32 protein-coding genes are annotated in these 20,598 nt (G+C 69.7%); all 32 read right to left on the bottom strand.

Annotated elements, in window-relative coordinates:
• Nucleotides 1–102: 102 nt before the first annotated feature.
• Nucleotides 103–1,458 carry a phosphoglucosamine mutase gene (glmM, locus tag ACFQGU_RS04965; protein ID WP_386764325.1) on the bottom strand — a complete coding sequence of 452 codons (1,356 nt, stop codon included), beginning with the start codon at nucleotides 1,456–1,458 and terminating at the stop codon, nucleotides 103–105.
• 210 nt (nucleotides 1,459–1,668) lie between these two features.
• Entirely contained in the window at nucleotides 1,669–2,172 is a 504-nt protein-coding gene (rpsI, locus tag ACFQGU_RS04960) for a 30S ribosomal protein S9 (RefSeq protein WP_386764323.1), read from the bottom strand.
• A gap of 44 nt (nucleotides 2,173–2,216) precedes the next feature.
• The gene (gene rplM, locus ACFQGU_RS04955; RefSeq protein ID WP_386764321.1) at nucleotides 2,217–2,660 is read right to left on the bottom strand and encodes a 50S ribosomal protein L13; all 444 of its coding nucleotides are present in this window, start codon (nucleotides 2,658–2,660) and stop codon (nucleotides 2,217–2,219) included.
• 251 nt (nucleotides 2,661–2,911) lie between these two features.
• Nucleotides 2,912–4,591: an ABC-F family ATP-binding cassette domain-containing protein gene (locus ACFQGU_RS04950; protein ID WP_386764319.1), complete on the bottom strand. Its 1,680-nt coding sequence runs from the start codon at nucleotides 4,589–4,591 to the stop codon at nucleotides 2,912–2,914.
• A gap of 128 nt (nucleotides 4,592–4,719) precedes the next feature.
• The gene (gene arcC / locus ACFQGU_RS04945; RefSeq protein WP_386764317.1) at nucleotides 4,720–5,685 is read right to left on the bottom strand and encodes a carbamate kinase; all 966 of its coding nucleotides are present in this window, start codon (nucleotides 5,683–5,685) and stop codon (nucleotides 4,720–4,722) included.
• A gap of 99 nt (nucleotides 5,686–5,784) precedes the next feature.
• Nucleotides 5,785–6,678: a tRNA pseudouridine(38-40) synthase TruA gene (truA, locus tag ACFQGU_RS04940; RefSeq protein ID WP_386764315.1), complete on the bottom strand. Its 894-nt coding sequence runs from the start codon at nucleotides 6,676–6,678 to the stop codon at nucleotides 5,785–5,787.
• A 62-nt stretch (nucleotides 6,679–6,740) separates the two neighbouring features.
• The gene (gene rplQ, locus ACFQGU_RS04935; protein ID WP_386764313.1) at nucleotides 6,741–7,349 is read right to left on the bottom strand and encodes a 50S ribosomal protein L17; all 609 of its coding nucleotides are present in this window, start codon (nucleotides 7,347–7,349) and stop codon (nucleotides 6,741–6,743) included.
• 44 nt (nucleotides 7,350–7,393) lie between these two features.
• On the bottom strand, nucleotides 7,394–8,407 hold the full coding sequence (locus ACFQGU_RS04930) for a DNA-directed RNA polymerase subunit alpha (RefSeq protein ID WP_386764311.1): 1,014 nt from the start codon (nucleotides 8,405–8,407) through the stop codon (nucleotides 7,394–7,396).
• A gap of 100 nt (nucleotides 8,408–8,507) precedes the next feature.
• The gene (gene rpsD / locus ACFQGU_RS04925) at nucleotides 8,508–9,134 is read right to left on the bottom strand and encodes a 30S ribosomal protein S4 (protein ID WP_386764309.1); all 627 of its coding nucleotides are present in this window, start codon (nucleotides 9,132–9,134) and stop codon (nucleotides 8,508–8,510) included.
• Between the two features lie 25 nt (nucleotides 9,135–9,159).
• Complete coding sequence (rpsK, locus tag ACFQGU_RS04920) at nucleotides 9,160–9,567, bottom strand: 30S ribosomal protein S11 (RefSeq protein WP_386764307.1); 408 nt, start codon at nucleotides 9,565–9,567, stop codon at nucleotides 9,160–9,162.
• Nucleotides 9,568–9,638: 71 nt separating this feature from the next.
• Entirely contained in the window at nucleotides 9,639–10,019 is a 381-nt protein-coding gene (rpsM, locus tag ACFQGU_RS04915) for a 30S ribosomal protein S13 (RefSeq protein WP_386764306.1), read from the bottom strand.
• 179 nt (nucleotides 10,020–10,198) lie between these two features.
• Complete coding sequence (gene rpmJ, locus ACFQGU_RS04910) at nucleotides 10,199–10,312, bottom strand: 50S ribosomal protein L36 (RefSeq protein ID WP_008361054.1); 114 nt, start codon at nucleotides 10,310–10,312, stop codon at nucleotides 10,199–10,201.
• A 75-nt stretch (nucleotides 10,313–10,387) separates the two neighbouring features.
• Entirely contained in the window at nucleotides 10,388–10,609 is a 222-nt protein-coding gene (gene infA / locus ACFQGU_RS04905) for a translation initiation factor IF-1 (protein ID WP_386764303.1), read from the bottom strand.
• 218 nt (nucleotides 10,610–10,827) lie between these two features.
• Complete coding sequence (gene map, locus ACFQGU_RS04900) at nucleotides 10,828–11,664, bottom strand: type I methionyl aminopeptidase (RefSeq protein ID WP_386764302.1); 837 nt, start codon at nucleotides 11,662–11,664, stop codon at nucleotides 10,828–10,830.
• 17 nt (nucleotides 11,665–11,681) lie between these two features.
• Entirely contained in the window at nucleotides 11,682–12,248 is a 567-nt protein-coding gene (locus tag ACFQGU_RS04895) for an adenylate kinase (protein WP_386764301.1), read from the bottom strand.
• Nucleotides 12,245–13,540 (bottom strand): preprotein translocase subunit SecY, encoded by a 1,296-nt coding sequence (gene secY, locus ACFQGU_RS04890; protein ID WP_386764299.1) that lies wholly within the window; start codon nucleotides 13,538–13,540, stop codon nucleotides 12,245–12,247. The genes ACFQGU_RS04895 and secY overlap by 4 nt, the downstream gene beginning before the upstream one ends.
• 214 nt (nucleotides 13,541–13,754) lie before the next feature.
• Nucleotides 13,755–14,195 (bottom strand): 50S ribosomal protein L15, encoded by a 441-nt coding sequence (gene rplO / locus ACFQGU_RS04885; RefSeq protein ID WP_386764297.1) that lies wholly within the window; start codon nucleotides 14,193–14,195, stop codon nucleotides 13,755–13,757.
• Nucleotide 14,196: 1 nt separating this feature from the next.
• Nucleotides 14,197–14,379, bottom strand: a complete 183-nt coding sequence (rpmD, locus tag ACFQGU_RS04880) for a 50S ribosomal protein L30 (RefSeq protein WP_386764296.1) — start codon at nucleotides 14,377–14,379, stop codon at nucleotides 14,197–14,199.
• Entirely contained in the window at nucleotides 14,379–14,990 is a 612-nt protein-coding gene (gene rpsE, locus ACFQGU_RS04875) for a 30S ribosomal protein S5 (RefSeq protein WP_386764294.1), read from the bottom strand. Before rpsE ends, rpmD begins: the two co-directional genes overlap by 1 nt.
• Nucleotides 14,991–15,022: 32 nt before the next feature.
• Nucleotides 15,023–15,403 carry a 50S ribosomal protein L18 gene (rplR, locus tag ACFQGU_RS04870; RefSeq protein WP_386764292.1) on the bottom strand — a complete coding sequence of 127 codons (381 nt, stop codon included), beginning with the start codon at nucleotides 15,401–15,403 and terminating at the stop codon, nucleotides 15,023–15,025.
• A gap of 2 nt (nucleotides 15,404–15,405) precedes the next feature.
• Nucleotides 15,406–15,945 carry a 50S ribosomal protein L6 gene (gene rplF, locus ACFQGU_RS04865; RefSeq protein ID WP_386764291.1) on the bottom strand — a complete coding sequence of 180 codons (540 nt, stop codon included), beginning with the start codon at nucleotides 15,943–15,945 and terminating at the stop codon, nucleotides 15,406–15,408.
• Between the two features lie 18 nt (nucleotides 15,946–15,963).
• A complete protein-coding gene (gene rpsH, locus ACFQGU_RS04860) occupies nucleotides 15,964–16,362 on the bottom strand; it encodes a 30S ribosomal protein S8 (RefSeq protein WP_386764289.1) in 399 nt (132 codons plus the stop codon).
• 69 nt (nucleotides 16,363–16,431) lie between these two features.
• Nucleotides 16,432–16,617: a type Z 30S ribosomal protein S14 gene (locus ACFQGU_RS04855; protein WP_386764287.1), complete on the bottom strand. Its 186-nt coding sequence runs from the start codon at nucleotides 16,615–16,617 to the stop codon at nucleotides 16,432–16,434.
• A 2-nt stretch (nucleotides 16,618–16,619) separates the two neighbouring features.
• Nucleotides 16,620–17,198, bottom strand: coding sequence for a 50S ribosomal protein L5 (gene rplE / locus ACFQGU_RS04850; RefSeq protein ID WP_386764285.1), 579 nt, complete (start codon nucleotides 17,196–17,198; stop codon nucleotides 16,620–16,622).
• On the bottom strand, nucleotides 17,198–17,560 hold the full coding sequence (gene rplX / locus ACFQGU_RS04845; protein WP_386764283.1) for a 50S ribosomal protein L24: 363 nt from the start codon (nucleotides 17,558–17,560) through the stop codon (nucleotides 17,198–17,200). The genes rplE and rplX overlap by 1 nt, the downstream gene beginning before the upstream one ends.
• 1 nt (nucleotide 17,561) lies before the next feature.
• On the bottom strand, nucleotides 17,562–17,930 hold the full coding sequence (gene rplN / locus ACFQGU_RS04840) for a 50S ribosomal protein L14 (RefSeq protein WP_386764281.1): 369 nt from the start codon (nucleotides 17,928–17,930) through the stop codon (nucleotides 17,562–17,564).
• 168 nt (nucleotides 17,931–18,098) lie between these two features.
• Nucleotides 18,099–18,389 (bottom strand): 30S ribosomal protein S17, encoded by a 291-nt coding sequence (gene rpsQ, locus ACFQGU_RS04835; RefSeq protein ID WP_386764279.1) that lies wholly within the window; start codon nucleotides 18,387–18,389, stop codon nucleotides 18,099–18,101.
• Nucleotides 18,386–18,610: a 50S ribosomal protein L29 gene (rpmC, locus tag ACFQGU_RS04830; protein ID WP_386764277.1), complete on the bottom strand. Its 225-nt coding sequence runs from the start codon at nucleotides 18,608–18,610 to the stop codon at nucleotides 18,386–18,388. The genes rpsQ and rpmC overlap by 4 nt, the downstream gene beginning before the upstream one ends.
• Nucleotides 18,611–19,030 carry a 50S ribosomal protein L16 gene (gene rplP, locus ACFQGU_RS04825; protein ID WP_386764275.1) on the bottom strand — a complete coding sequence of 140 codons (420 nt, stop codon included), beginning with the start codon at nucleotides 19,028–19,030 and terminating at the stop codon, nucleotides 18,611–18,613.
• Between the two features lie 2 nt (nucleotides 19,031–19,032).
• The gene (gene rpsC / locus ACFQGU_RS04820; protein ID WP_386764273.1) at nucleotides 19,033–19,872 is read right to left on the bottom strand and encodes a 30S ribosomal protein S3; all 840 of its coding nucleotides are present in this window, start codon (nucleotides 19,870–19,872) and stop codon (nucleotides 19,033–19,035) included.
• 7 nt (nucleotides 19,873–19,879) lie between these two features.
• Nucleotides 19,880–20,239 carry a 50S ribosomal protein L22 gene (gene rplV / locus ACFQGU_RS04815; RefSeq protein WP_386764271.1) on the bottom strand — a complete coding sequence of 120 codons (360 nt, stop codon included), beginning with the start codon at nucleotides 20,237–20,239 and terminating at the stop codon, nucleotides 19,880–19,882.
• Nucleotides 20,240–20,309: 70 nt separating this feature from the next.
• Nucleotides 20,310–20,591, bottom strand: coding sequence for a 30S ribosomal protein S19 (gene rpsS, locus ACFQGU_RS04810; RefSeq protein ID WP_386764269.1), 282 nt, complete (start codon nucleotides 20,589–20,591; stop codon nucleotides 20,310–20,312).
• Nucleotides 20,592–20,598: the final 7 nt, after the last annotated feature.

Raw genomic sequence — 20,598 nt, 5'->3', positions numbered from 1 at the left:
CGCCAGCGTATCCCGGGCCGAAGCCCCCACCCCGCCGCTGAAACTGATCGAACCGTCGCTCCACGGACCGGAGGCAACGGTTCGATCAGTGCGAGCGGGGGCCTACTGGGCGAGGGTGGCGCGGACGACGTCGGCGAGGCGCTCGGCGACGGCTGCGGCCTGCTCGGGCGTGGCGGCCTCGACCATGACGCGTACGACGGGCTCGGTGCCCGACGGCCGCAGCAGCACGCGACCGGTCTTGCCGAGCTCGGCCTCGGCCTCGGTGACCGCGGCCGCCAGGGTGGGCTCGGACGACGCCCGCGTGCGATCGACGCCGCGCACGTTGATGAGCACCTGCGGCAGCTTCTGCACGACCGCGGCCAGCTCGGTGAGCGAGCGGCCGGTCTCGGCCACGCGCGCGAGCAGATGCAGCGCGGTGAGCACGCCGTCGCCGGTGGTCGCGTGCTCGGACATGATCACGTGGCCGCTCTGCTCGCCGCCGAGGACGTAGCCGCCGTGGCGCATGGCTTCGAGCACGTAGCGGTCGCCCACGCCGGTCTCGATCACGGCGATGCCGGCGTCCTCGAGCGCGAGCCTGAAGCCCAGGTTGGCCATGACGGTGGCGACGACGGTGCCCGCGACGAGGGTGCCTCGCTCGCGCATGGCGATCGACAGGATCGCGAGCACGTGGTCGCCGTCGACGACCGCGCCGGACGCGTCGACCGCGAGGCAGCGGTCGGCGTCGCCGTCGAACGCGACGCCGGCGTCCGCACCGTGCTCGACCACGGCCGCGCGCAGGTCGCCGAGGTGGGTGGAGCCGCAGCCGTCGTTGATGTTGAGGCCGTCGGGCGAGGTGTGGATCTCGATCACGCGCGCGCCCGCATGGCGCAGCGCCTCGGGCCCGACGACGGATGCCGCGCCGTTCGCGCCGTCGACGACCACGGTGAGCCCGTCCAGGCGGTGCGGCAGCGTGGAGAGCAGGTGGCCGACGTACAGCTCGGCGCCCTCGTCGTGGCGGCTCACGCGTCCGACGCCGGCACCGGTGGGGCGCGTCCAGTCCTCGCGGATGCGTCCCTCGATGGCGTCCTCGACGTCGTCGGGCAGCTTGTGGCCGCCGCGGGCGAGGAACTTGATGCCGTTGTCGGGCATGGGGTTGTGCGACGCCGACAGCATCACGCCGAGGTCGGCGTCGAGCGCCGCGGTCAGGTACGCGACGGCCGGGGTCGGGAGCACGCCGACGCGCCACACGTCGACACCTGCCGACAGCAGGCCCGCGACGACCGCGGCCTCGAGGAACTCGCCGCTCGCGCGGCTGTCGTTGCCGACGACGGCGACCGGGCGGCCCTCGCCGTGGTCGGAGAGCTGGCCCGCGTCGCCGAGCACGTGCGCGGCAGCCACGGCGAGGTCGAGGGCGATCTCGGCCGTGAGATCGGCGTTGGCGAGGCCGCGGACGCCGTCCGTGCCGAACAGTCGACCCACAGGTGCCTCTTCCGTCCCGCCCACGTGGGGCCCGTACATGCCGATGCCCCGGAGCGTAGCCCCGGGGCATCGTGCGATGAGCAGGTGCGGGCGGTTGCCCGCGGCTCGCTTAGCGCTTCGAGTTCTCCTCGGGCCCGAGGGGGCCCTCGTCAACAGCTGCGCGCCGCTCGGAAGAGGACGAGCCAAGAGCGGGCTCGTCCTCTTCGCTCGCTAGCGCTTGCTGTACTGCGGCGCCTTGCGGGCCTTCTTGAGGCCGTAGTGCTTGCGCTCCTTGACCCGCGCGTCACGGGTGAGGAAGCCGGCCTTCTTGAGCGCCGGGCGGTAGGCCTCGGCGTCGATGTCGTTCAGCGCACGGGCGATGCCAAGACGCAGGGCGCCGGCCTGACCCGACGAGCCGCCGCCGCTGATGCGGGCGATGACGTCGTACGTGTCGTTGATGCCGAGCGTGGCGAACGGCTCGTTCACGAGCTGCTGGTGCACCTTGTTCGGGAAGTAGCCCTCGAGGGTGCGGCCGTTGACGGTCCAGCGGCCGGTGCCGGGGACGATGCGCACGCGGGCGATCGCCTCCTTGCGACGGCCGGTGGCGCCGGCGGGGCGGGCGACCACCTCGCGGTGGGTCACCGCCACGGCGCTGGTGGTGGTCTCCGAGGTGTAGCTGGTCAGCTCCTCGGCGTCGATCTCGTTCTCGGTGGTCTCGGCGACGGTCTCGCTCACGCCACGGTTCCTTTCTAGAAAGTCTGTTGTGGGTTCCGCGGCGCTTACTGCGCGACCTGCGAGATCTCGAACGGCTTCGGCTGCTGCGCAGCGTGCGGGTGCTCCGGGCCGGCGTAGACCTTGAGCTTCTTGATGACCTGACGCCCCAGCTTGTTGTGCGGGAGCATGCCCTTCACGGCCTTCTCCACCGCACGACGCGGGTTGCTCTCGAGCAGCTGGACGTACGAGGTCGCGGTGAGGCCGCCCGGGTGACCCGAGTGGCGGTACGCCATCTTCTGCTCGCGCTTGTTGCCGGTGAGGGCGACCTTCTCGGCGTTGATGATGATGACGAAGTCACCGCCGTCGACGTGCGGGGCGAAGGTGGGCTTGTGCTTGCCACGGAGCAGCGTCGCTGCCTGGGTGGCGAGTCGGCCGAGGACGACGTCGGTGGCGTCGATGATGAACCACTCGTGGCTCAGGTCACCGGCCTTGGGGCTGTACGTGCGCATGAAGCGGCACCTGTTCTCTCGCTCGTCGGGACGTGGACTCTGCGCGCTCCGCATCCGCGGCCGGTCGGCCGTGGGTGGCGGGGCGCCGTACTGGATGCCATCCCTGACATCCAGGCTGCACTTGTGCCCGACGGGTCCTCACGGACGTCGTACGGGCGCGCACAGCAAGCGGTCCAGGGTACCCGGGTGCGGCGGGAGCCTCCAAATCGCCCGATCCGGGCCCAGGGAGGCCCCTGACCTGCGACGACGCCTCAGCGGCGGACCGGCCGGGTCTCGTCCCAGACCGGCTCGTCCACCTCGCGCACGGTGCCGTCGGCCGAGAAGACGACGTACCGGTCGAACCCGCGGGCGAACCAGCGGTCGTGCGTCACCGCCAGCACCGTGCCCTCGAAGGCCAGGAGGCCCTCCTCCAGCGCCTCGGCGCTGGCGAGGTCCAGGTTGTCGGTGGGCTCGTCCAGCAGCAGCAGCGTGGCCCCTGAGAGCTCCAGGAGCAGGATCTGGAACCTCGCCTGCTGGCCGCCGGACAGGCTCTCGAAGGTCTGCTCGGAGGCGTGCGCGAGCTCGTAGCGGTCGAGCTTGCGGGCGGCGAGCTCGCGGCCCATGCCGTCCCGGTGGGCGTCGCCGCGGTGCAGCACCTCGAGCAGCGTGCGCCCCATCAGCTCCGGGTGCTCGTGCGTCTGGGCGAACCAGCCCGGGCGCACGCGTGCCCCGAGGCGTACGACGCCGCTGTGCGCGACCGGTGCGATCGGCACCTCCCCCACCGGGCGGTGCTCGACGTCCGGATCGCTGCCCCCGGCGGCGAGCAGCCGCAGGAAGTGCGACTTGCCCGAGCCGTTGGCGCCGAGGACGGCGACGCGCTCGCCGAACCACACCTCGAGGTCGAACGGCTTCATGAGACCGGTGAGCTCGGTCTGCTCGCAGATCACCGCCCGCTTGCCCGTCCTACCGCCGATGAGCCGCATCTTCACGGTCTGCTCGCGCGCGATCTCCTGCGGGGGCCCGGCCTCCTCGAACTTCGCGAGTCGGGTCTTGGCGGCCTGGTAGCGGCTCGCGAGGCCGTCGTTGTACTTCGCCTTGGTCTTGTACATGAGCACGAGCGCCTTGAGCTTCGCGTGCTCCTCGTCCCAGCGGCGGCGCAGCTCCTCGAGCCGGCTGAAGCGGTCGGCGCGCGCCTGGTGGTACGTCGCGAAGCCGCCGCCGTGCGTCCAGGCCGTGTTGCCGGCCGCACCCAGCTCGACCGTGACGACCTGCGTCGCCGTACGGGCGAGGAGCTCGCGGTCGTGCGACACGTACAGCACCGTCTTGCTCGACTCGGCGAGGCGCTGCTCGAGCCACTCCTTGCCCGGCACGTCGAGGTAGTTGTCGGGCTCGTCGAGGAGCAGGACCTCGTCGGGGCCGCGCAGCAGCGCCTCGAGCGCGAGCCGCTTCTGCTCGCCGCCCGACAGCGTGCGGGTCTCGCGGTACTGCGCCTTGTCGAACGGGATGCCGAGCGCCGCGACGGTGCAGACGTCCCAGAGCACCTCGGAGTCGTAGCCGCCGACATCGGACCAGTCGGAGATGGCCTGCGCATACGCCATCTGCGTGGCCTCGTCGTCGGCCTCCATCATGCGCAGCTCGGCGGCCTCGAGCTCCTTGGCCGCGGCCTGCACCGCGGGCGGGGAGACCGACACGAGCAGGTCGCGCACGGTCGACTCGTCGCGCACCTGGCCGATGAACTGGCGCATGACGCCGAGACCGCCCGAGCGGACGATCGCGCCCTCCTGCGGGTCGAGGTCGCCGGACACGAGGCGCATGAGCGTGGTCTTGCCGGCGCCGTTCGCGCCGACCAGCGCGACCTTCGCGCCGTCCGCGACCCGGAAGCTCACCTCGTCGAGCAGCACGCGCCCGTCCGGGAGCGTGTGCGTGACCTTGGCGACCTCGACGTGACCCACGAGGGGCGATTCTCGCCCGTACGCCGCCCCGCCGCCTAACCGGTTACTGCGCGGCCCCCAGACCCCCAGCCGCCGATTCGGTAGTGGTTTCTCGCAGCAGGGCGCGAGAAACCACTACCGAATCGAGCTCAGCGGAGGGTGAGGCCGTCGGTGTCGGTGCTGATCCTCGTCCCGTGGGTGCCGGCGAGGATCCCGCGGATGTCGGTGAGCGCCCCGATCGCGGCGAACCGCCCGGGCGCCGACCGCGCGAACTCGCACGCAGCCTCGACCTTCGGCCCCATCGAGCCCTCGGCGAAGTCGTACGCCGAGATGGCGTCCGGAGAAGCCGTAGCCACCTCCCGCTGCGCGGGCGTCCCGTAGTCGAGGAAGACCGCCGGGGCGTCGGTCGCGATCACCAGCGCATCGGCACGCAGGTCGCGCGCGAGGACTGCGGAGGACCGGTCCTTGTCGATCACGGCCTCGACGCCGACGAGCGTGCGCGGGTTGTGGTCGTCCTCGAAGTCGAGCCGCTCGTCCGGCAGGTACATCGTCGGGATGCCGCCGCCACCCGTGCAGATGACGACGGTGCCGGAGTCGAGCAGCTGCGTGATCGGCCGGATCTCGAAGATGCGGCGCGGCACCGGCGACGGCACGACGCGGCGCCAGTGGTCGCCGTCGCGCTTGACCGTCCAGCCCCGCTCGGACGCTATGCGGTGCGCCTCCTCGTCGGAGTACACCGGGCCGACGAACTTGGTCGGGTCCTTCATCGCCGGGTCGTCGGCGTCGACCTCGATCATCGTGAGGATCGTCGCGATCGGCGTCTCGAACGGCAGCAGGTTGCCGAGCTCCTGCTCGATGAAGTAGCCGATCATCCCCTCGGTCTGCGCGCCGAGGACGTCGAAGGGGTACGTCGACTCCTCGTCGTACGCCGACGCCTGCAGCGACAGCAGGCCCACCTGCGGGCCGTTGCCGTGCGACACCACCAGCTCGTGCTCCATCGCGACGGGGGCGAGCGCGCGGCACGCCACCCGGACGTTCGCCCGCTGGTTCGCCACCGTCATCGGCTCGCCACGCTTGGCCAGCGCATTGCCTCCCAGAGCCACCACTACGCGCATAGGGCCCACCTCCCTGCTCTCCCCTCGAGCCTGCTCCTTCCGCGGGCCGGACGCACGGCGATCGCCGTTCCGCGTTGCCGGCCGTCGAACCACGCGGGGTCAGTCGGTCGAGTCGGGGTCCTGGCCGGCGCGGCCGGCGAGGATGTCGTCGCCCCGGAAGCGCCGTGCCCGCTCGGCCTGCGCGGCGAGCTGGTCGTCCGCGGGGTACTCGACCCGCTCGAGGCACAGGCCCATGGGCGGGGCCACCTCGGCGTCGGGCTCGCGCCGCACCCGCGCCAGCACCTCGCCCGGCCACGGCACAGGTCGCCTACCGTCCCCCACCGGCAGGAGCACGCCGACCAGCGCGCGCACCATCGAGTGGCAGAACGCATCGGCCCGCACGTGCATCACCACGAGGCCGGAATCGTCCTCGCGCACCCAGCGCAGGTCGAGGAGCGTGCGCACCGTGCTCGCGCCCTCGCGACGCCGGCAGAACGACGCGAAGTCGTGCTCGCCGAGCAGCGCCGCCGCAGCGGCGTTCATGGCCTCGACGTCGAGCGGGGAGTTGCGCGGGCCGGTGTGGTGCAGCACGTGGGAGCGCAGCAGCGGGTCGGACCCGCCTGGGACGTCGGACACGCGGTAGGCGTAGGCGCGCGACAGCGCCGACCACCGGGCGTCGAAGCCGTCCGGTGCGATCGCGATCTCGTGCACGCGCACGTCGGCGGGGAGCACCCCGCCCATCCGGCGCGCCGGAGCATCGGCACCTCGCGAGACGAGCGCCTCCCACCGGTCGCGCTCGACGTCGGCGTGCGCCACCTGGCCGCGTGCGTGCACGCCGGCATCGGTCCGCCCGGCCACCGCGATGCGCACGGGCTGGGTCGCGCGCAGGATCGTCGCGAGCCCGTCCTCGAGCGTGCCCTGCACCGTGCGCAGCCCGGGCTGCTTGGCCCAGCCGGCGAAGTCGGTGCCGTCGTAGGCGATGCCGAGCCGCAGCCGGACCTGCTCGGAACGCACGAGCCCGCCGTCCCCCGAAGGGGCGGCGGGCTCGGTGCTGACAGCGCTCGCGTTCAGGGCGCTCAGGCCTTGTCGGTGTCCTCGGCGGCGGCCTCGTCGGCAGCCTCCTCGGTGACCTCGGCGGCCTCGGTCTCGACAGCCTCGACGGCGTCGTCCGCAGCCTCGACCTCGACGGCCTCGGGAGCGGTGTCGTCCGCGACGACGGTCTCCTCGACGACCTCGGCGGCAACCGGAGCGGCAGCAGCCGGAGCGGCGGCCTTCTCCTTGGCAGCGCGCTTGGTCGCGCCGGTCGCCTCGGCCACGACGGCCTCGGCCAGCGGCTCGACGAGCTCGATCACGGCCATGGGGGCGTTGTCGCCCTTGCGGGGGCCGATCTTGGTGATGCGCGTGTAGCCACCGGGACGGGTCGCGTAGCGCGGACCGATCTCGGCGAACAGCTCGTGCACGACACCCTTGTCACGGATGACGGCGAGCACACGACGACGCGCGTGCAGGTCGCCACGCTTGGCGTGGGTGATGAGGCGCTCGGCCAGCGGGCGCAGGCGCTTGGCCTTGGCCTCGGTGGTCGTGATCTTCCCGTGCTCGAACAGCGCCGTGGCGAGGTTCGCGAGCATGAGCCGCTCGTGCGCCGGGCTGCCGCCGAGGCGGGCACCCTTGGTGGGGGTAGGCATGTCGATGTCTCCTGAGGTGTCGGGTGGCCGGGGTGGTCAGCTCGTCAGAGCTGCTCGTCCTCGGCGTACCCCTGGTCGTCGTCGTCGTAGAAGCTGACGGCCGTGGCCGGGTCGAACCCGGGCGGGCTGTCCTTGAGCGCCAGGCCGAGCGTGACGAGCTTGGCCTTGACCTCGTCGATCGACTTCGAGCCGAAGTTGCGGATGTCGAGCAGGTCGGCCTCGGATCGGCCGATGAGCTCGCCCACCGTGTGGATGCCCTCGCGCTTGAGGCAGTTGTACGAGCGCACGGTGAGGTCGAGGGACTCGATCGGCGTCGAGAGCTGCTCGGCGACGAACGCGTCGGCGGGCGACGGGCCGATGTCGATGCCCTCGGCGTCGACGTTGAGCTCGCGGGCGAGGCCGAAGAGCTCGACCAGGGTCTTGCCGGCCGACGCGACGGCGTCGCGCGGCGACATCGACTGCTTGGTCTCGACGTCGATCACCAGGCGGTCGAAGTCCGTGCGCTGCTCGACACGGGTGGCCTCGACCTTGTACGTGACCTTGAGGACCGGGCTGTAGATCGAGTCGACCGGGATACGGCCGATCTCCTGGCCGGGCTGCTTGTTCTGCGCCGCGGAGACGTAGCCGCGGCCACGCTCGACGACGAGCTCCATCTCGAGCTTGCCCTTGTCGTTCAGGGTCGCGATGTGGAGGTTGGGGTTGTGCACCTCGACACCGGCCGGGGGCGCGATGTCGGCGGCGGTCACGGCACCGGGGCCCTGCTTGCGCAGGTACATGACGACGGGCTCGTCGTGCTCGGAGGAGACGACGAGCTGCTTGATGTTGAGGATCAGCTCGGTGACGTCCTCCTTGACCCCCGGCACGGTGGTGAACTCGTGCAGGACGCCGTCGATGCGGATGCTGGTGACAGCAGCGCCGGGGATCGACGACAGGAGGGTACGGCGGACGGAGTTGCCGAGGGTGTAGCCGAAACCGGGCTCGAGCGGCTCCATGACGAAGCGCGAGCGGAACTCGGAGACCTGCTCCTCGGCGAGGGTCGGACGCTGGGCGATCAGCACGTGGTTGTCCTTTCGAGGCGTCCGCTATTTGACGCCTGCATAAAAGTGGCGGGGGTGGTGCCGGTGCCGGCGCCTGCCCGGAGGCAGGCGCCGACCCACGTCACTTCGAGTAGAGCTCGACGATCAGCTGCTCCTGCACCTGCGTGTCGATGACCGCACGCTCGGGCAGGGAGTGGACGAGCACGCGCATCCGCGAGGGGATGACCTCGAGCCACGCCGGGACGGCACGCTCGCCGAGCTGGGCGTGGGCGACCACGAACGGGGTGAGCTCACGGCTGGCGGCACGGACCTCGACGATGTCGTTGGCCGAGACGCGGAAGGACGGGATGTCGACCTTCTTGCCGTTCACGGTGATGTGCCCGTGGCGGACCAGCTGACGGGCCATGTCACGGCTGGCGGCGAAGCCGGCGCGGTACACGACGTTGTCGAGGCGGGTCTCAAGGATGCGGAGAAGGTTCTCGCCGGTCTTGCCCTGCTTGCGCTGGGCCTCCTCGTAGTAACCACGGAACTGCTTCTCGAGCACGCCGTAGATGCGCGCGCACTTCTGCTTCTCGCGCTTCTGCAGCAGGTACTCGCTGTCCTTGGTACGACCGCGGCCGTGCTGGCCGGGCGGGTAGGGACGCGACTCCATCGGGCACTTCGGCGAATCGCACTTCGCGCCCTTGAGGAACAGCTTGGTCTTCTCGCGGCGGCAGCGCTTGCAGTCCGCCCCGGTGTAACGGGCCATGGTGGGAAAGTCTCTCTCTCGCGGGTCAGACGCGGCGGCGCTTGGGCGGGCGGCAGCCGTTGTGCGGGCTGGGGGTGACGTCCTGGATCGTGCCGACCTCGAGGCCCGCTGCCTGCAGCGAGCGGATCGCGGTCTCGCGGCCCGAACCCGGGCCCTTCACGAACACGTCGACCTTCTTCATGCCGTGCTCCATGGCACGACGGGCAGCCGCCTCGGCGGCCAGCTGGGCGGCGAAGGGCGTGCTCTTGCGCGAGCCCTTGAAGCCCACCTGACCCGACGAGGCCCACGAGATCACGGCGCCGGTCGGGTCCGTGATCGAGACGATCGTGTTGTTGAACGTGCTCTTGATGTGCGCGTGGCCATGGGCCACGTTCTTCTTCTCCTTGCGGCGCACCTTCTTGGCGCCCGCAGCCGTACGGCTCTTGGGAGGCATCGACTATCCGTTCTGGTTGAGGTCATCGGCCCTTCGGTCGCGGCATCTGTGCGCGCAGGACCGTCGGACTACTACTTCTTGCCGGCCTTCTTCTTGCCGGCCACGGTCTTCTTCGGGCCCTTGCGGGTGCGCGCGTTGGTGTGCGTGCGCTGCCCGCGGACCGGGAGGCCGCGGCGGTGCCGAAGGCCCTGGTAGCAACCGATCTCCACCTTGCGGCGGATGTCAGCGGCAACCTCGCGACGGAGGTCACCCTCGGTCTTGTAGTTGGCCTCGAGCCAGTCGCGCAGCTTGATCAGGTCCTCGTCTGAGAGGTCCTTCACGCGGACGTCCGGGCTGATGCCGGTGGCGTCGAGCGTCTGCTGAGCACGGGTCTTGCCGATCCCGTAGATGTAGGTGAGCGCAACCTCGAGCCGCTTGTCGCGGGGGAGGTCGACGCCGACGAGACGTGCCATCGGGCGGTTTCTCTCTTCCAGTTTCGTCCGGAGGTCTCGGAGCAGTACCGGTCCCACCCGCCTAGGTGGGTCCTCGGCCTCCGGGCCGAGGGTGGCGTCCCGCACGCGGCACGTGGGCTGCGCGGGGGTCGGGTACTGCGTGTGCTGGTGCGACGACCGGGATCGCTCCCGGCCTGCGATCAGCCCTGACGCTGCTTGTGGCGCGGGTTCTCGCAGATGACCATGACCCGACCGTGACGGCGGATCACCTTGCACTTGTCGCAGATCTTCTTGACGCTCGGGTTGACCTTCATCTGTCTCTCCACGGGTGTACGGGCCAGGCGGCTCGTGCGCCCGTGCGTCTAGGGGTGGACGGAGGTGGTGCTGGCTTACTTGTAGCGGTAGACGATCCGGCCGCGGGTCAGGTCGTAGGGCGAGAGCTCCACGACGACCCGGTCATCGGGAAGGATCCGGATGTAGTGCATCCGCATCTTCCCGCTGATGTGCGCGAGGACCTTGTGCCCGTTGTCGAGCTCCACCCGGAACATGGCGTTCGGGAGAGACTCCGTGATCGTGCCTTCGAGCTCGATGGCACCGTCTTTCTTGGGCATGTCCTCGCACTTCGTCCGTGTCGGCTGCGTTACCTTGGCGACTCGTAGCGACGCTCCCCGCACCGCTCACGCTCCTGCTGGGCAGGGCCGTGGGCGTGACGGGTCGCGACTCAGGTGAGCCGAGGAGCGAGTCTACGCCAGGGAGCCCCCAGGGGACTAATCCGGTGATCATGGTCCGGACCGGCGGTGCATACCGGACATTCCGGGCGCGAGGGCCGTCAGGCGCGGTCGGCGGCGGGGCTGGGGACCCCGAGGGCGGCGAACCGGGCCGCTCCCCCGTCCAGGGCGGTGAGCACCCACGGGCCCTCGGGCGTGATCGCCACGGTGTGCTCCCAGTGGCACGCCCGCTGACCGTCCTGGGTCACGACCGTCCAGTCGTCCTCGAGCGTGCGGGTGAGGCGGCCGCCGGCGCAGACCATGGGCTCGATCGCGAGCGCCATCCCCGGCACCAGCGACGGGCTCTTGCCGCCATGGTCGTAGTTGGGGACGTTCGGGTCCATGTGCATCGAGGTGCCGATGCCGTGACCGACGTACTCCTCGACGATGCCGTAGTCGTCGCCGCCGGGCTGGGCCCGCACGTACGACTCGACCGCGATGCCGATGTCGCGCACCGTGCTGCCGGACACCGCCGCCGCGAGACCGCGCCAGAGGGCCTCCTCGGTCACGCGGGAGAGCTCGACGTGCGCAGCGGACACCTCGCCCACCCCCACGGTGATGGCGGCGTCGCCGTGCCACCCCGAGACGATCGCTCCGCAGTCGATCGAGACCTGGTCGCCGTCGAGCAGGACCCGGTCGCCCGGGATGCCGTGCACGACCTCGTCGTTGACCGAGGCGCAGATCGACGCCGGGTAGCCGTGGTAGCCGAGGAACGACGGCACCGCGCCGGCAGAGCGGATCGACTCCTCGGCGATGGCGTCGAGCTGCCCGGTGGTGATGCCGGGGCGCACGCTCTCGCGCAGGAGCTCGAGGGTGCGGCCGACCACGAGTCCGGCCGCGCGCATGAGCAGGATCTGCTCGGGCGTCTTGACCTCGATGCGGTCCTTGCGGCGGAACACGGGGTACGACGAGTCGGTCAGGCGCCGAGGGCGGCGAGCACGCGGGCGGTGACGTCCTGCACCGAGCCCATGCCGTCGACCTGCACGAGCAGGCCCTGCTGGGCGTAGATGGCGGTGAGCGGCGCGGTCTGCTCGAAGTAGACCTCGAGGCGGCGGCGCACGACGTCCTCGGTGTCGTCGCTGCGCCCCTGCTCGGCGGCCCGCTTGAGCAGGCGGCCGACGACCTCGTCGACGTCGACGGTCAGCTCGATCACGTGGTCGAGCGCGGTGCCGTGCTCGGCCAGCATGCCGGCCAGCTCGTCGACCTGCGCGACCGTGCGCGGGTAGCCGTCGAGCAGGAAGCCGGGCTCGGCGTCGGGCTGGGCGATCCGGTCGCGGACCATGGCGTTGGTGATGGAGTCCGGCACGTACTCGCCGGCGTCCATGTAGCGCTTGGCCTCGATCCCGAGGGGCGTGCCCTCGGTGACGTTGGCCCGGAAGATGTCGCCCGTCGAGACGTGCGGGATGCCGAGGCGTGCCGCGACGACGACTGCCTGCGTTCCCTTGCCGGCCCCGGGAGGGCCCATCAGGACGACTCTGCTCAACGAAGGAACCCCTCGTAGTTGCGCTGCTGGAGCTGGGACTCGATCTGCTTCACCGTATCGAGGCCGACTCCCACCATGATCAGCAGGGAGGTGCCGCCGAAGATGAAGCGCTGCCCGACGCCGAGGAAGGCGAACGCCACGAACGGGATGATCGCGATGACCGCGAGGTACAGCGCACCCGGCAGGGTGATGCGGGTCAGCACGTAGTCGAGGTACTCGGCGGTCGGCTTGCCGGCACGGATGCCGGGCACGAAGCCGCCGTACTGCTTCATGTTGTCGGCCACCTCGACGGGGTTGAACGTGATGGCGACGTAGAAGTAGGTGAAGAACAGGATGAGCAGGAAGTAGACCACCAGGTACAGCGGCTCGGTGCCGTTGGAGAAGTTCTGCAGCAGCCACTGCGCGAACGAGCCCTGGCTGCCCGACATCTGCACGATGAGCTGCGGGACGTACAGCAGCGACGAGGCGAAGATGACCGGGATGACGCCGGCCATGTTGACCTTGAGCGGGATGTACGTGCTGGTGCCGCCGTACATGCGCCGGCCCACCATGCGCTTGGCGTACTGCACGGGGATTCGCCGTTGGGCCTGCTCGACGTAGACCACACCCGCGATCGTGGCGATACCCACGAGCAGCACCATCGCGAAGGTGAAGATGCCGTTGATGGTCCAGATCTGCCAGAGCTGGCCGGGGAACGTCGAGATGATCGAGGTGAAGATCAGCAGCGACATGCCGTTGCCGACGCCGCGGTCGGTGATGAGCTCGCCGAGCCACATGATGACGGCGGTGCCGGCGGTCATCACCAGGATCATCTGGATGATGAGCACGATCGACTCGTTGACGAGGATCGTCTCGTTGCAGCCGGAGAACAGGCGCCCGGGCACGCGCGCCAGCGCGACGATGCCGGTGGACTGCAGGATCGCGAGCGCCACCGTGAGGTAGCGGGTGTACTGCGTCAGCTTGGCCTGGCCGGACTGACCCTCCTGGCGCAGCGACTCGAGCCGAGGGATCACCACCGTCAGCAGCTGGATGATGATCGACGCCGTGATGTACGGCATGATCCCGAGCGCGAAGACCGAGAGCTGCAGCAGCGCTCCGCCGCTGAACAGGTTGATCATCCCGTACAGCGAGTTGTCCTGGACCTGCTCGATGCATCGCTGGATCGCTGTGTAGTCCACGCCCGGCGTCGGCACGACCGACCCGAGGCGGAACAGCGCGATGATGCCGAGGGTGAACAGAAGCTTCTTGCGCAGGTCCGGCGTACGGAACGCCGACGCGAACGCGGAAAGCACGAGCCCCTCCTGGTGGACGCCCGACTGGCGTCCCGGTGTGACGACGATCCGGCCGCGCGACGGTGCCGCGCGGTGTGGTGCAGGGCCCAGGAGGTCTCCCTCACAGGCTCCGTGAGCCTAACAGCCGAAACGAGAAGGGCGCCCCGGGCGTCGGTTACGACGCCGGGACGCCCTTCTCAGGTGCAGGTGTGCTGCGCGCCTCGGTGCTGGGTGCCTACAGCTCGGTGGCCGAGCCGCCGGCAGCAGCGATCTTGCTCTTGGCGACGTCGGAGAACGCGTGGGCGCTGACCTGCAGCTTCACGCCGATCTCGCCGTTGCCGAGGACCTTGACCGGCTGGTTCTTGCGAACGGCGCCAGCGGCCACCAGCTCGTCGACACCCACGGTGCCACCCTCGGGGAAGAGGGCGGCGAGCTGGGCGACGTTGACGACCTGGAACTCGACCTTGTTGGGGTTCTTGAAGCCCTTGAGCTTGGGCAGCCGCATGTGCAGCGGCATCTGCCCGCCCTCGAAGGACGCGGGAACCTGGTAGCGGGCCTTGGTGCCCTTGGTGCCGCGACCGGCGGTCTTGCCCTTGGACGCCTCACCACGACCCACGCGGGTCTTGGCAGTCTTGGCGCCCGGTGCGGGGCGCAGGTGGTGGACCTTGAGAGTCATGTCAGTCGACCTCCTCGACCTTGACGAGGTGGGAGACGACGTTGACCATCCCACGGATCTCGGGACGGTCCTCCTTCACCACGACGTCACCGATGCGCTTGAGCCCCAGCGAACGCAGGGAGTCGCGCTGGTTCTGCTTGCCGCCGATCTCCGAACGGAGCTGCGTGACCTTGAGCCGAGCCATCACGCACCCGCCAGACCAGCAGCGCGGGCGCGCAGGAGCGCGGCCGGGGCGACGTCCTCGAGCGGCAGGCCACGGCGGGCCGCCACCTCCTCGGGACGCTCGAGGCCCTTGAGGGCCGCGACCGTCGCGTGGACGACGTTGATCGCGTTGTCCGAGCCGAGCGACTTGCTCAGCACGTCGTGGATGCCGGCGCACTCGAGCACGGCGCGCACCGGGCCACCGGCGATGACGCCGGTACCGGGAGCAGCGGGACGCAGCAGGACGACGCCCGCCGCGGCCTCGCCGGTGATCGGGTGAGGGATCGTGCCCTGGATCCGGGGAACCTTGAAGAAGTTCTTCTTGGCCTCCTCGACACCCTTGGCGATCGCCGCGGGCACCTCCTTGGCCTTCCCGTACCCGACGCCGACCGTGCCGTCGCCGTCGCCCACGACCACCAGGGCCGTGAAGCTGAAGCGACGACCGCCCTTGACGACCTTGGCCACGCGGTTGATCGTGACGACGCGCTCGACGAAGGCGGACTTCTCCGCCACGGGACCCTTGCCGTCGCGACGATCGCGACCGCCCCGCTCGTTGCCGCCGGCGCCGCCTCCGCGGCGCTGGGCTGCAGCCATGACTACCTCTTCCTTCGTATTCGTCGTTCGCGTCAGAACGCGAGGCCGCCCTCGCGGGCGCCGTCGGCGAGGGCCGCGACGCGGCCGTGGTACTTGTTGCCACCGCGGTCGAAGACCACGGTGTCGATGCCGGCGGACTTGGCGCGCTCGGCGACCAGCTCCCCGACCTTCTTGGCCTTCGCGCTCTTGTCACCGTCGAACGCGCGGAGGTCGGCCTCCATGGTCGAGGCGTACGCGAGCGTGGTGCCCGCCGCGTCGTCGACGACCTGAACGAACAGGTGACGGGCGGAACGGCTGACGACCAGGCGCGGACGAGCGGCCGAGCCGGTGACCTTCTTGCGGACCCGGGTGTGGCGACGCTTGCGCGCCACCGCCTTCTTGTTGCCCGAGCCGAGCTTCGTGACGATGGGCATGGTTACTTACCCGCCTTTCCGGCCTTGCGGCGGATGACCTCGCCGGCGTAGCGCACACCCTTGCCCTTGTACGGGTCGGGCTTGCGCAGCTTGCGCAGCGTGGCGGCGACCTCGCCGACCTGCTGCTTGTCGATGCCGGAGACGGAGAACTTGGTGGGGCTCTCCACGGCGAACGAGATGCCCTCGGGCGCCTCGATGAGGATGGGGTGGCTGTAGCCGAGGGCGAACTCGAGGTCCGTGCCCTTGGCGACGACGCGGTAACCCGTGCCCGAGATCTCCAGCGCCTTGGTGTAGCCGTCGGTGACACCGACGACCATGTTCGACACCAGGGTGCGGGTGAGGCCGTGGAGCGAGCGCGAGAGGCGCTCGTCGTTGGGGCGGGTCACCGTGAGGGTGCCGTCCTCGTCCTTGGCGACCTCGATGGGGCTGGCGACCTCGTGGCTGAGGGTGCCCTTGGGGCCCTTGACCGTGACCGTGGACCCGTCGATATCGACGGAGACGCCCGACGGGACGGAGATGGGCATACGACCGATGCGCGACATGCTTGGTACTCCTTCCCGCTACCAGACGTAGGCGAGGACTTCCCCGCCTACACCCTTCTTGGCGGCCTGCTTGTCAGTCAGCAGACCGGACGACGTGGAGATGATCGCGACGCCGAGGCCACCGAGGACCTTGGGCAGCGCGGTGCTCTTCGCGTACACGCGAAGGCCGGGCTTGGACACGCGGCGGACGCCGGCGATCGAGCGCTCGCGGCTCGGGCCGAACTTGAGGTCGAGCACGAGGCTCTTGCCGACCTCGGCGTCCTCGACGCGCCAGCCGGCGATGTAGCCCTCCTGCTTGAGGATCTCGGCGATACCGGCCTTGATCTTCGAGTGGGGCATCACGACTGCGTCGTGGTACGCCGTGTTGGCGTTGCGCAGACGCGTGAGCATGTCTGCGATCGGGTCAGTCATCGTCATGGCCGAAGGGCCTCTCTCACCGTGGTATCCCGCTCGTACCTCGAGCAGGACCTGCGGCGTCGGGGGGTGTTACCAGGAGCTCTTGGTGATGCCGGGCAGCTCGCCGGCGTGCGCCATCTCGCGCAGGCAGATCCGGCAGAGGCCGAACTTGCGGTAGACCGAGTGCGGACGGCCGCAGCGGTTGCACCGGGTGTAGCCACGGACGGCGAACTTGGGCTTCTTGTTCGCCTTGTTGATCAGAGCAGTCTTCGCCACGGTCAGTTCTCCTTGAAGGGGAAGCCGAGGTGCTTCAGGAGCGCACGGCCCTCGTCGTCGGTGGACGCGGTGGTGACCACCGTGATGTCCATGCCGCGGACGCGGTCGATGGCGTCCTGGTCGATCTCGTGGAACATGGACTGCTCGTTGAGACCGAACGTGTAGTTGCCGCGACCGTCGAACTGGGTCGCGGACAGGCCGCGGAAGTCGCGGATGCGCGGGAGCGCGACCGACAGCAGCCGGTCGAGGAACTCCCACATGCGGTCGCCGCGCAGCGTGACGTGGGCGCCGATCGGCATCCCCTCGCGCAGCTTGAACTGGGCGATCGACTTGCGCGCCTTGGTCACCTGCGGCTTCTGGCCGGTGATCGCGGCGAGGTCCTTGATGGCACCCTCGATGAGCTTGGAGTCGCGAGCAGCCTCGCCGACACCCATGTTCACCACGATCTTGGTGAGGCCCGGGACCTGCATGACGTTCGCGAAGGCGAACTCCTCACGCAGCGTGGGGATGATCTCCTCGCGGTACCGGGTCTTGAGACGCGGGATCGCGGTCTCCGTGGACGCAGTGGTCTCGGTCGTCATCAGATGTCCTTACCGGTGCGCTTGGAGACGCGCACGGAACGCGAGGTCTCGTACGACGTGCCGTCGGGACGGGTCTTGGTGACCACCTCACGACGGAAGCCGACGCGGGTGGGGCGGTTGTCCGAGGGGTCCACGAGCTGCACGTTCGAGACGTGGATCGGGGCCTCCTGGGTCACGATGCCGCCGGTCTTGGCACCACGCGTGGTCTGGCCGACCTTCGTGTGCTTCTTGATCCGGTTGACACCCTCGACGAGGACCTTGTCGGCCTCGACCAGGACGGCGATGACCTTGCCCTGGACGCCCTTGTCCTTGCCCGTGATGACCTGGACGAGGTCACCCTTCTTGATGTTCAGCGAGCCCATGTCAGAGCACCTCCGGAGCCAGCGAGATGATCTTCATGAAGCGCTTCTCGCGCAGCTCGCGGCCCACCGGGCCGAAGATGCGCGTGCCGCGCGGCTCGCCATCGCCCTTGAGGATGACGGCGGCGTTCTCGTCGAAGCGGATGTACGACCCGTCCAGGCGCCGGCGCTCCTTCTTGGTGCGCACGATGACCGCCTTGACGACGTCGCCCTTCTTCACGTTGCCACCGGGGATCGCGTCCTTCACGGTGGCGACGATGACGTCGCCGATGCCCGCGTAGCGTCGACCGGAACCGCCGAGAACGCGGATGCACAGAATTTCCTTGGCACCCGTGTTGTCGGCGACACGCAGTCGCGACTCCTGCTGGATCACTTGTCTGTCTCCTGTTGTCGCGCCGGTTCTCGGCTTGACCGAGCCTTGCGGAACGGATGTGTGGTGCGGCCCCGCACGTGTGCAGGACCTGGTGAGTCTAGTCGGCCCCGGGACAGGGGCCAAAACTCGTGATCTTGGGGCGGAAACCCTGCGGTGCCCGCCCCCGGATCACTTGGCCTTCTCGAGGATCTCCACGACGCGCCAGCGCTTGGTGGCGGACAGCGGACGGGTCTCCATGAGGAGGACCTTGTCGCCGATGCCGGCCGCGTTGGCCTCGTCGTGGGCGTGCAGCTTGCTCGTACGGCGGACGACCTTGCCGTACAGCGGGTGCTTGAAGCGGTCCTCGACGGCGACGACGACGGTCTTGTCCATCTTGTCGCTGACGACGTACCCCTCGCGCGTCTTGCGGGAGCCGCGGATGTCGGTCTCAGTCACTGCCTTCTCGCTGTTCTCGCTCACGCGGCACCCACAGGGGTGATCCCGAGCTCGCGCTCGCGCATGATCGTGTAGATGCGCGCGATGTCCGTGCGGACGGCGCGCAGACGGCCGTGGCTCTCCAGCTGGCCGGTGGCCGCCTGGAAACGCAGGTTGAAGAGCTCGGCCTTGGCCTCGCGCAGCTTCTCGACGAGCTCGTCGTCGGTCAGGGTGCGCAGCTCGGTCGGCTTGGTCCCGGTTGCCATTTAGATGTCACCAGCCTCGCGCCGCACGATGCGGCACTTCATGGGCAGCTTGTGCGCGGCGCGGGTGAGCGCCTCGCGTGCCACTACCTCGTTGGGGAACGACAGCTCGAACATCACGCGTCCGGGCTTGACGTTGGCCACCCACCACTCGGGCGAGCCCTTGCCGGAACCCATGCGGGTCTCGGCGGGCTTCTTGGTGATCGGGCGGTCCGGGTAGATCGTGATCCAGACCTTGCCACCACGGCGGATGTGACGCGTGATGGCGATACGGGCGGACTCGATCTGACGGTTGGTCACGTAGGCCGGCTCGAGGGCCTGCAGGCCGTACTGGCCCCAGGTCACCTCGGTGCCGCCCTTGGCAGCGCCCGTACGGTCCGGGTGGTGCTGCTTGCGGTGCTTGACCCTGCGAGGGATCAGCATGGTCAGGCCTCCGTTCCGGGGGTCTCGACCGCAGCGACGGCCTCGACCGGCTCAGCGGCGGGAGCCTCGGTGGCCTCGACCGCGGGGGCAGCGGCCTCGTCGCGACGCGGGCCACGAGCGGCGGCCGGACGACCGGCACGCTCGGGACGGCGGCCGGCGCCGAGACGCTCCGCGGCGATGGCGGCCTCGCGCTCGGTGCGCGACTGGCTGACCTCGCCCTTGTAGATCCAGACCTTCACGCCGATGCGGCCGAAGGTCGTGCGGGCCTCGTAGAAGCCGTAGTCGATGTTCGCGCGGAGCGTGTGCAGCGGCACGCGGCCCTCGCGGTAGAACTCGGTACGGCTCATCTCCGCGCCACCGAGACGGCCGGACACCTGGACACGGATGCCCTTGGCGCCGCCCTTCATGGCGGACTGCATCGACTTGCGCATGGCGCGACGGAACGAGACACGGCTCGAGAGCTGCTCGGCCACGCCCTGCGCGACGAGCTGCGCGTCGATCTCGGGGTTCTTGACCTCGAGGATGTTGAGCTGCACCTGCTTGCCGGTGAGCTTCTCGAGGTCGCCGCGGATGCGGTCGGCCTCGGCGCCACGGCGGCCGATGACGATGCCGGGGCGAGCAGTGTGGATGTCGACGCGGACGCGCTCACGCGTGCGCTCGATCTCCACCTTGCTGATGCCGGCACGCTCCATGCCCTTGGTCATGAGGCGACGGATCTTGACGTCCTCATCGACGTAGTCGCGGTAGCGCTGACCCTCCTTGGAGGAGTCGGCGAACCAGCGCGACTTGTAGTCGGTGGTGATGCCCAGACGGAAGCCGTACGGGTTGATCTTCTGGCCCACGGCCGGGTCACCCCTTCTTCCGCGCCGAGTCGGCGGTGACCGACTCGACGACGACGGTGATGTGGCTGGTGCGCTTGCGGATGCGGTACGCACGACCCTGGGCACGCGGACGGAACCGCTTCAGGGTCGGGCCCTCGTCCACGTACGCCTCACGCACGACCAGGGTGTCCGGGTCGAGGTTGAAGTTGTTCGTCGCGTTGGCGATAGCGCTGTCAAGCACCTTGCCCACGGGCTCGCTCGCTGCCTGCGGCGCGAAGTGCAGCACCGCCTGTGCCTCGGCGGCCGGCAGGCCGCGGATGAGGTCGATGACGCGGCGTGCCTTCATGGGCGTGACGCGCACGTAGCGCGCCTGGGCCCTGGCTTCCATCGCTGTCCCCTTGCTGGTCGTCGTACTTGTTCGGATCGTGTGGTCGTGCTCGGTGACGTGCCGCCGTGCTTTAGCGGCGGCGCGCCTTGCGGTCGTCCTTGATGTGGCCACGGAACGTGCGGGTGGGCGCGAACTCACCGAGCTTGTGGCCGATCATGTTCTCGGTCACGAAGACCGGGATGTGCTTGCGACCGTCGTGCACCGCGATGGTGTGGCCGAGCATGTCCGGCGAGATCATCGAACGACGCGACCAGGTCTTGATGACGTTCTTGGTCCCCTTGGCGTTCTGATCGTCCACCTTCTTGGCGAGGTGGCCGTCGATGAAGGGGCCCTTCTTCAGGCTGCGAGGCATGAGGTGG

Origin of the sequence: Longivirga aurantiaca (assembly GCF_042660085.1) — a bacterium.
GTDB lineage: Bacteria > Actinomycetota > Actinomycetes > S36-B12 > CAIYMF01 > Longivirga > Longivirga aurantiaca.
The sequence above is the reverse complement of the archived record's forward strand: the minus strand, read 5'-3'. Positions and strand labels throughout refer to the sequence as shown.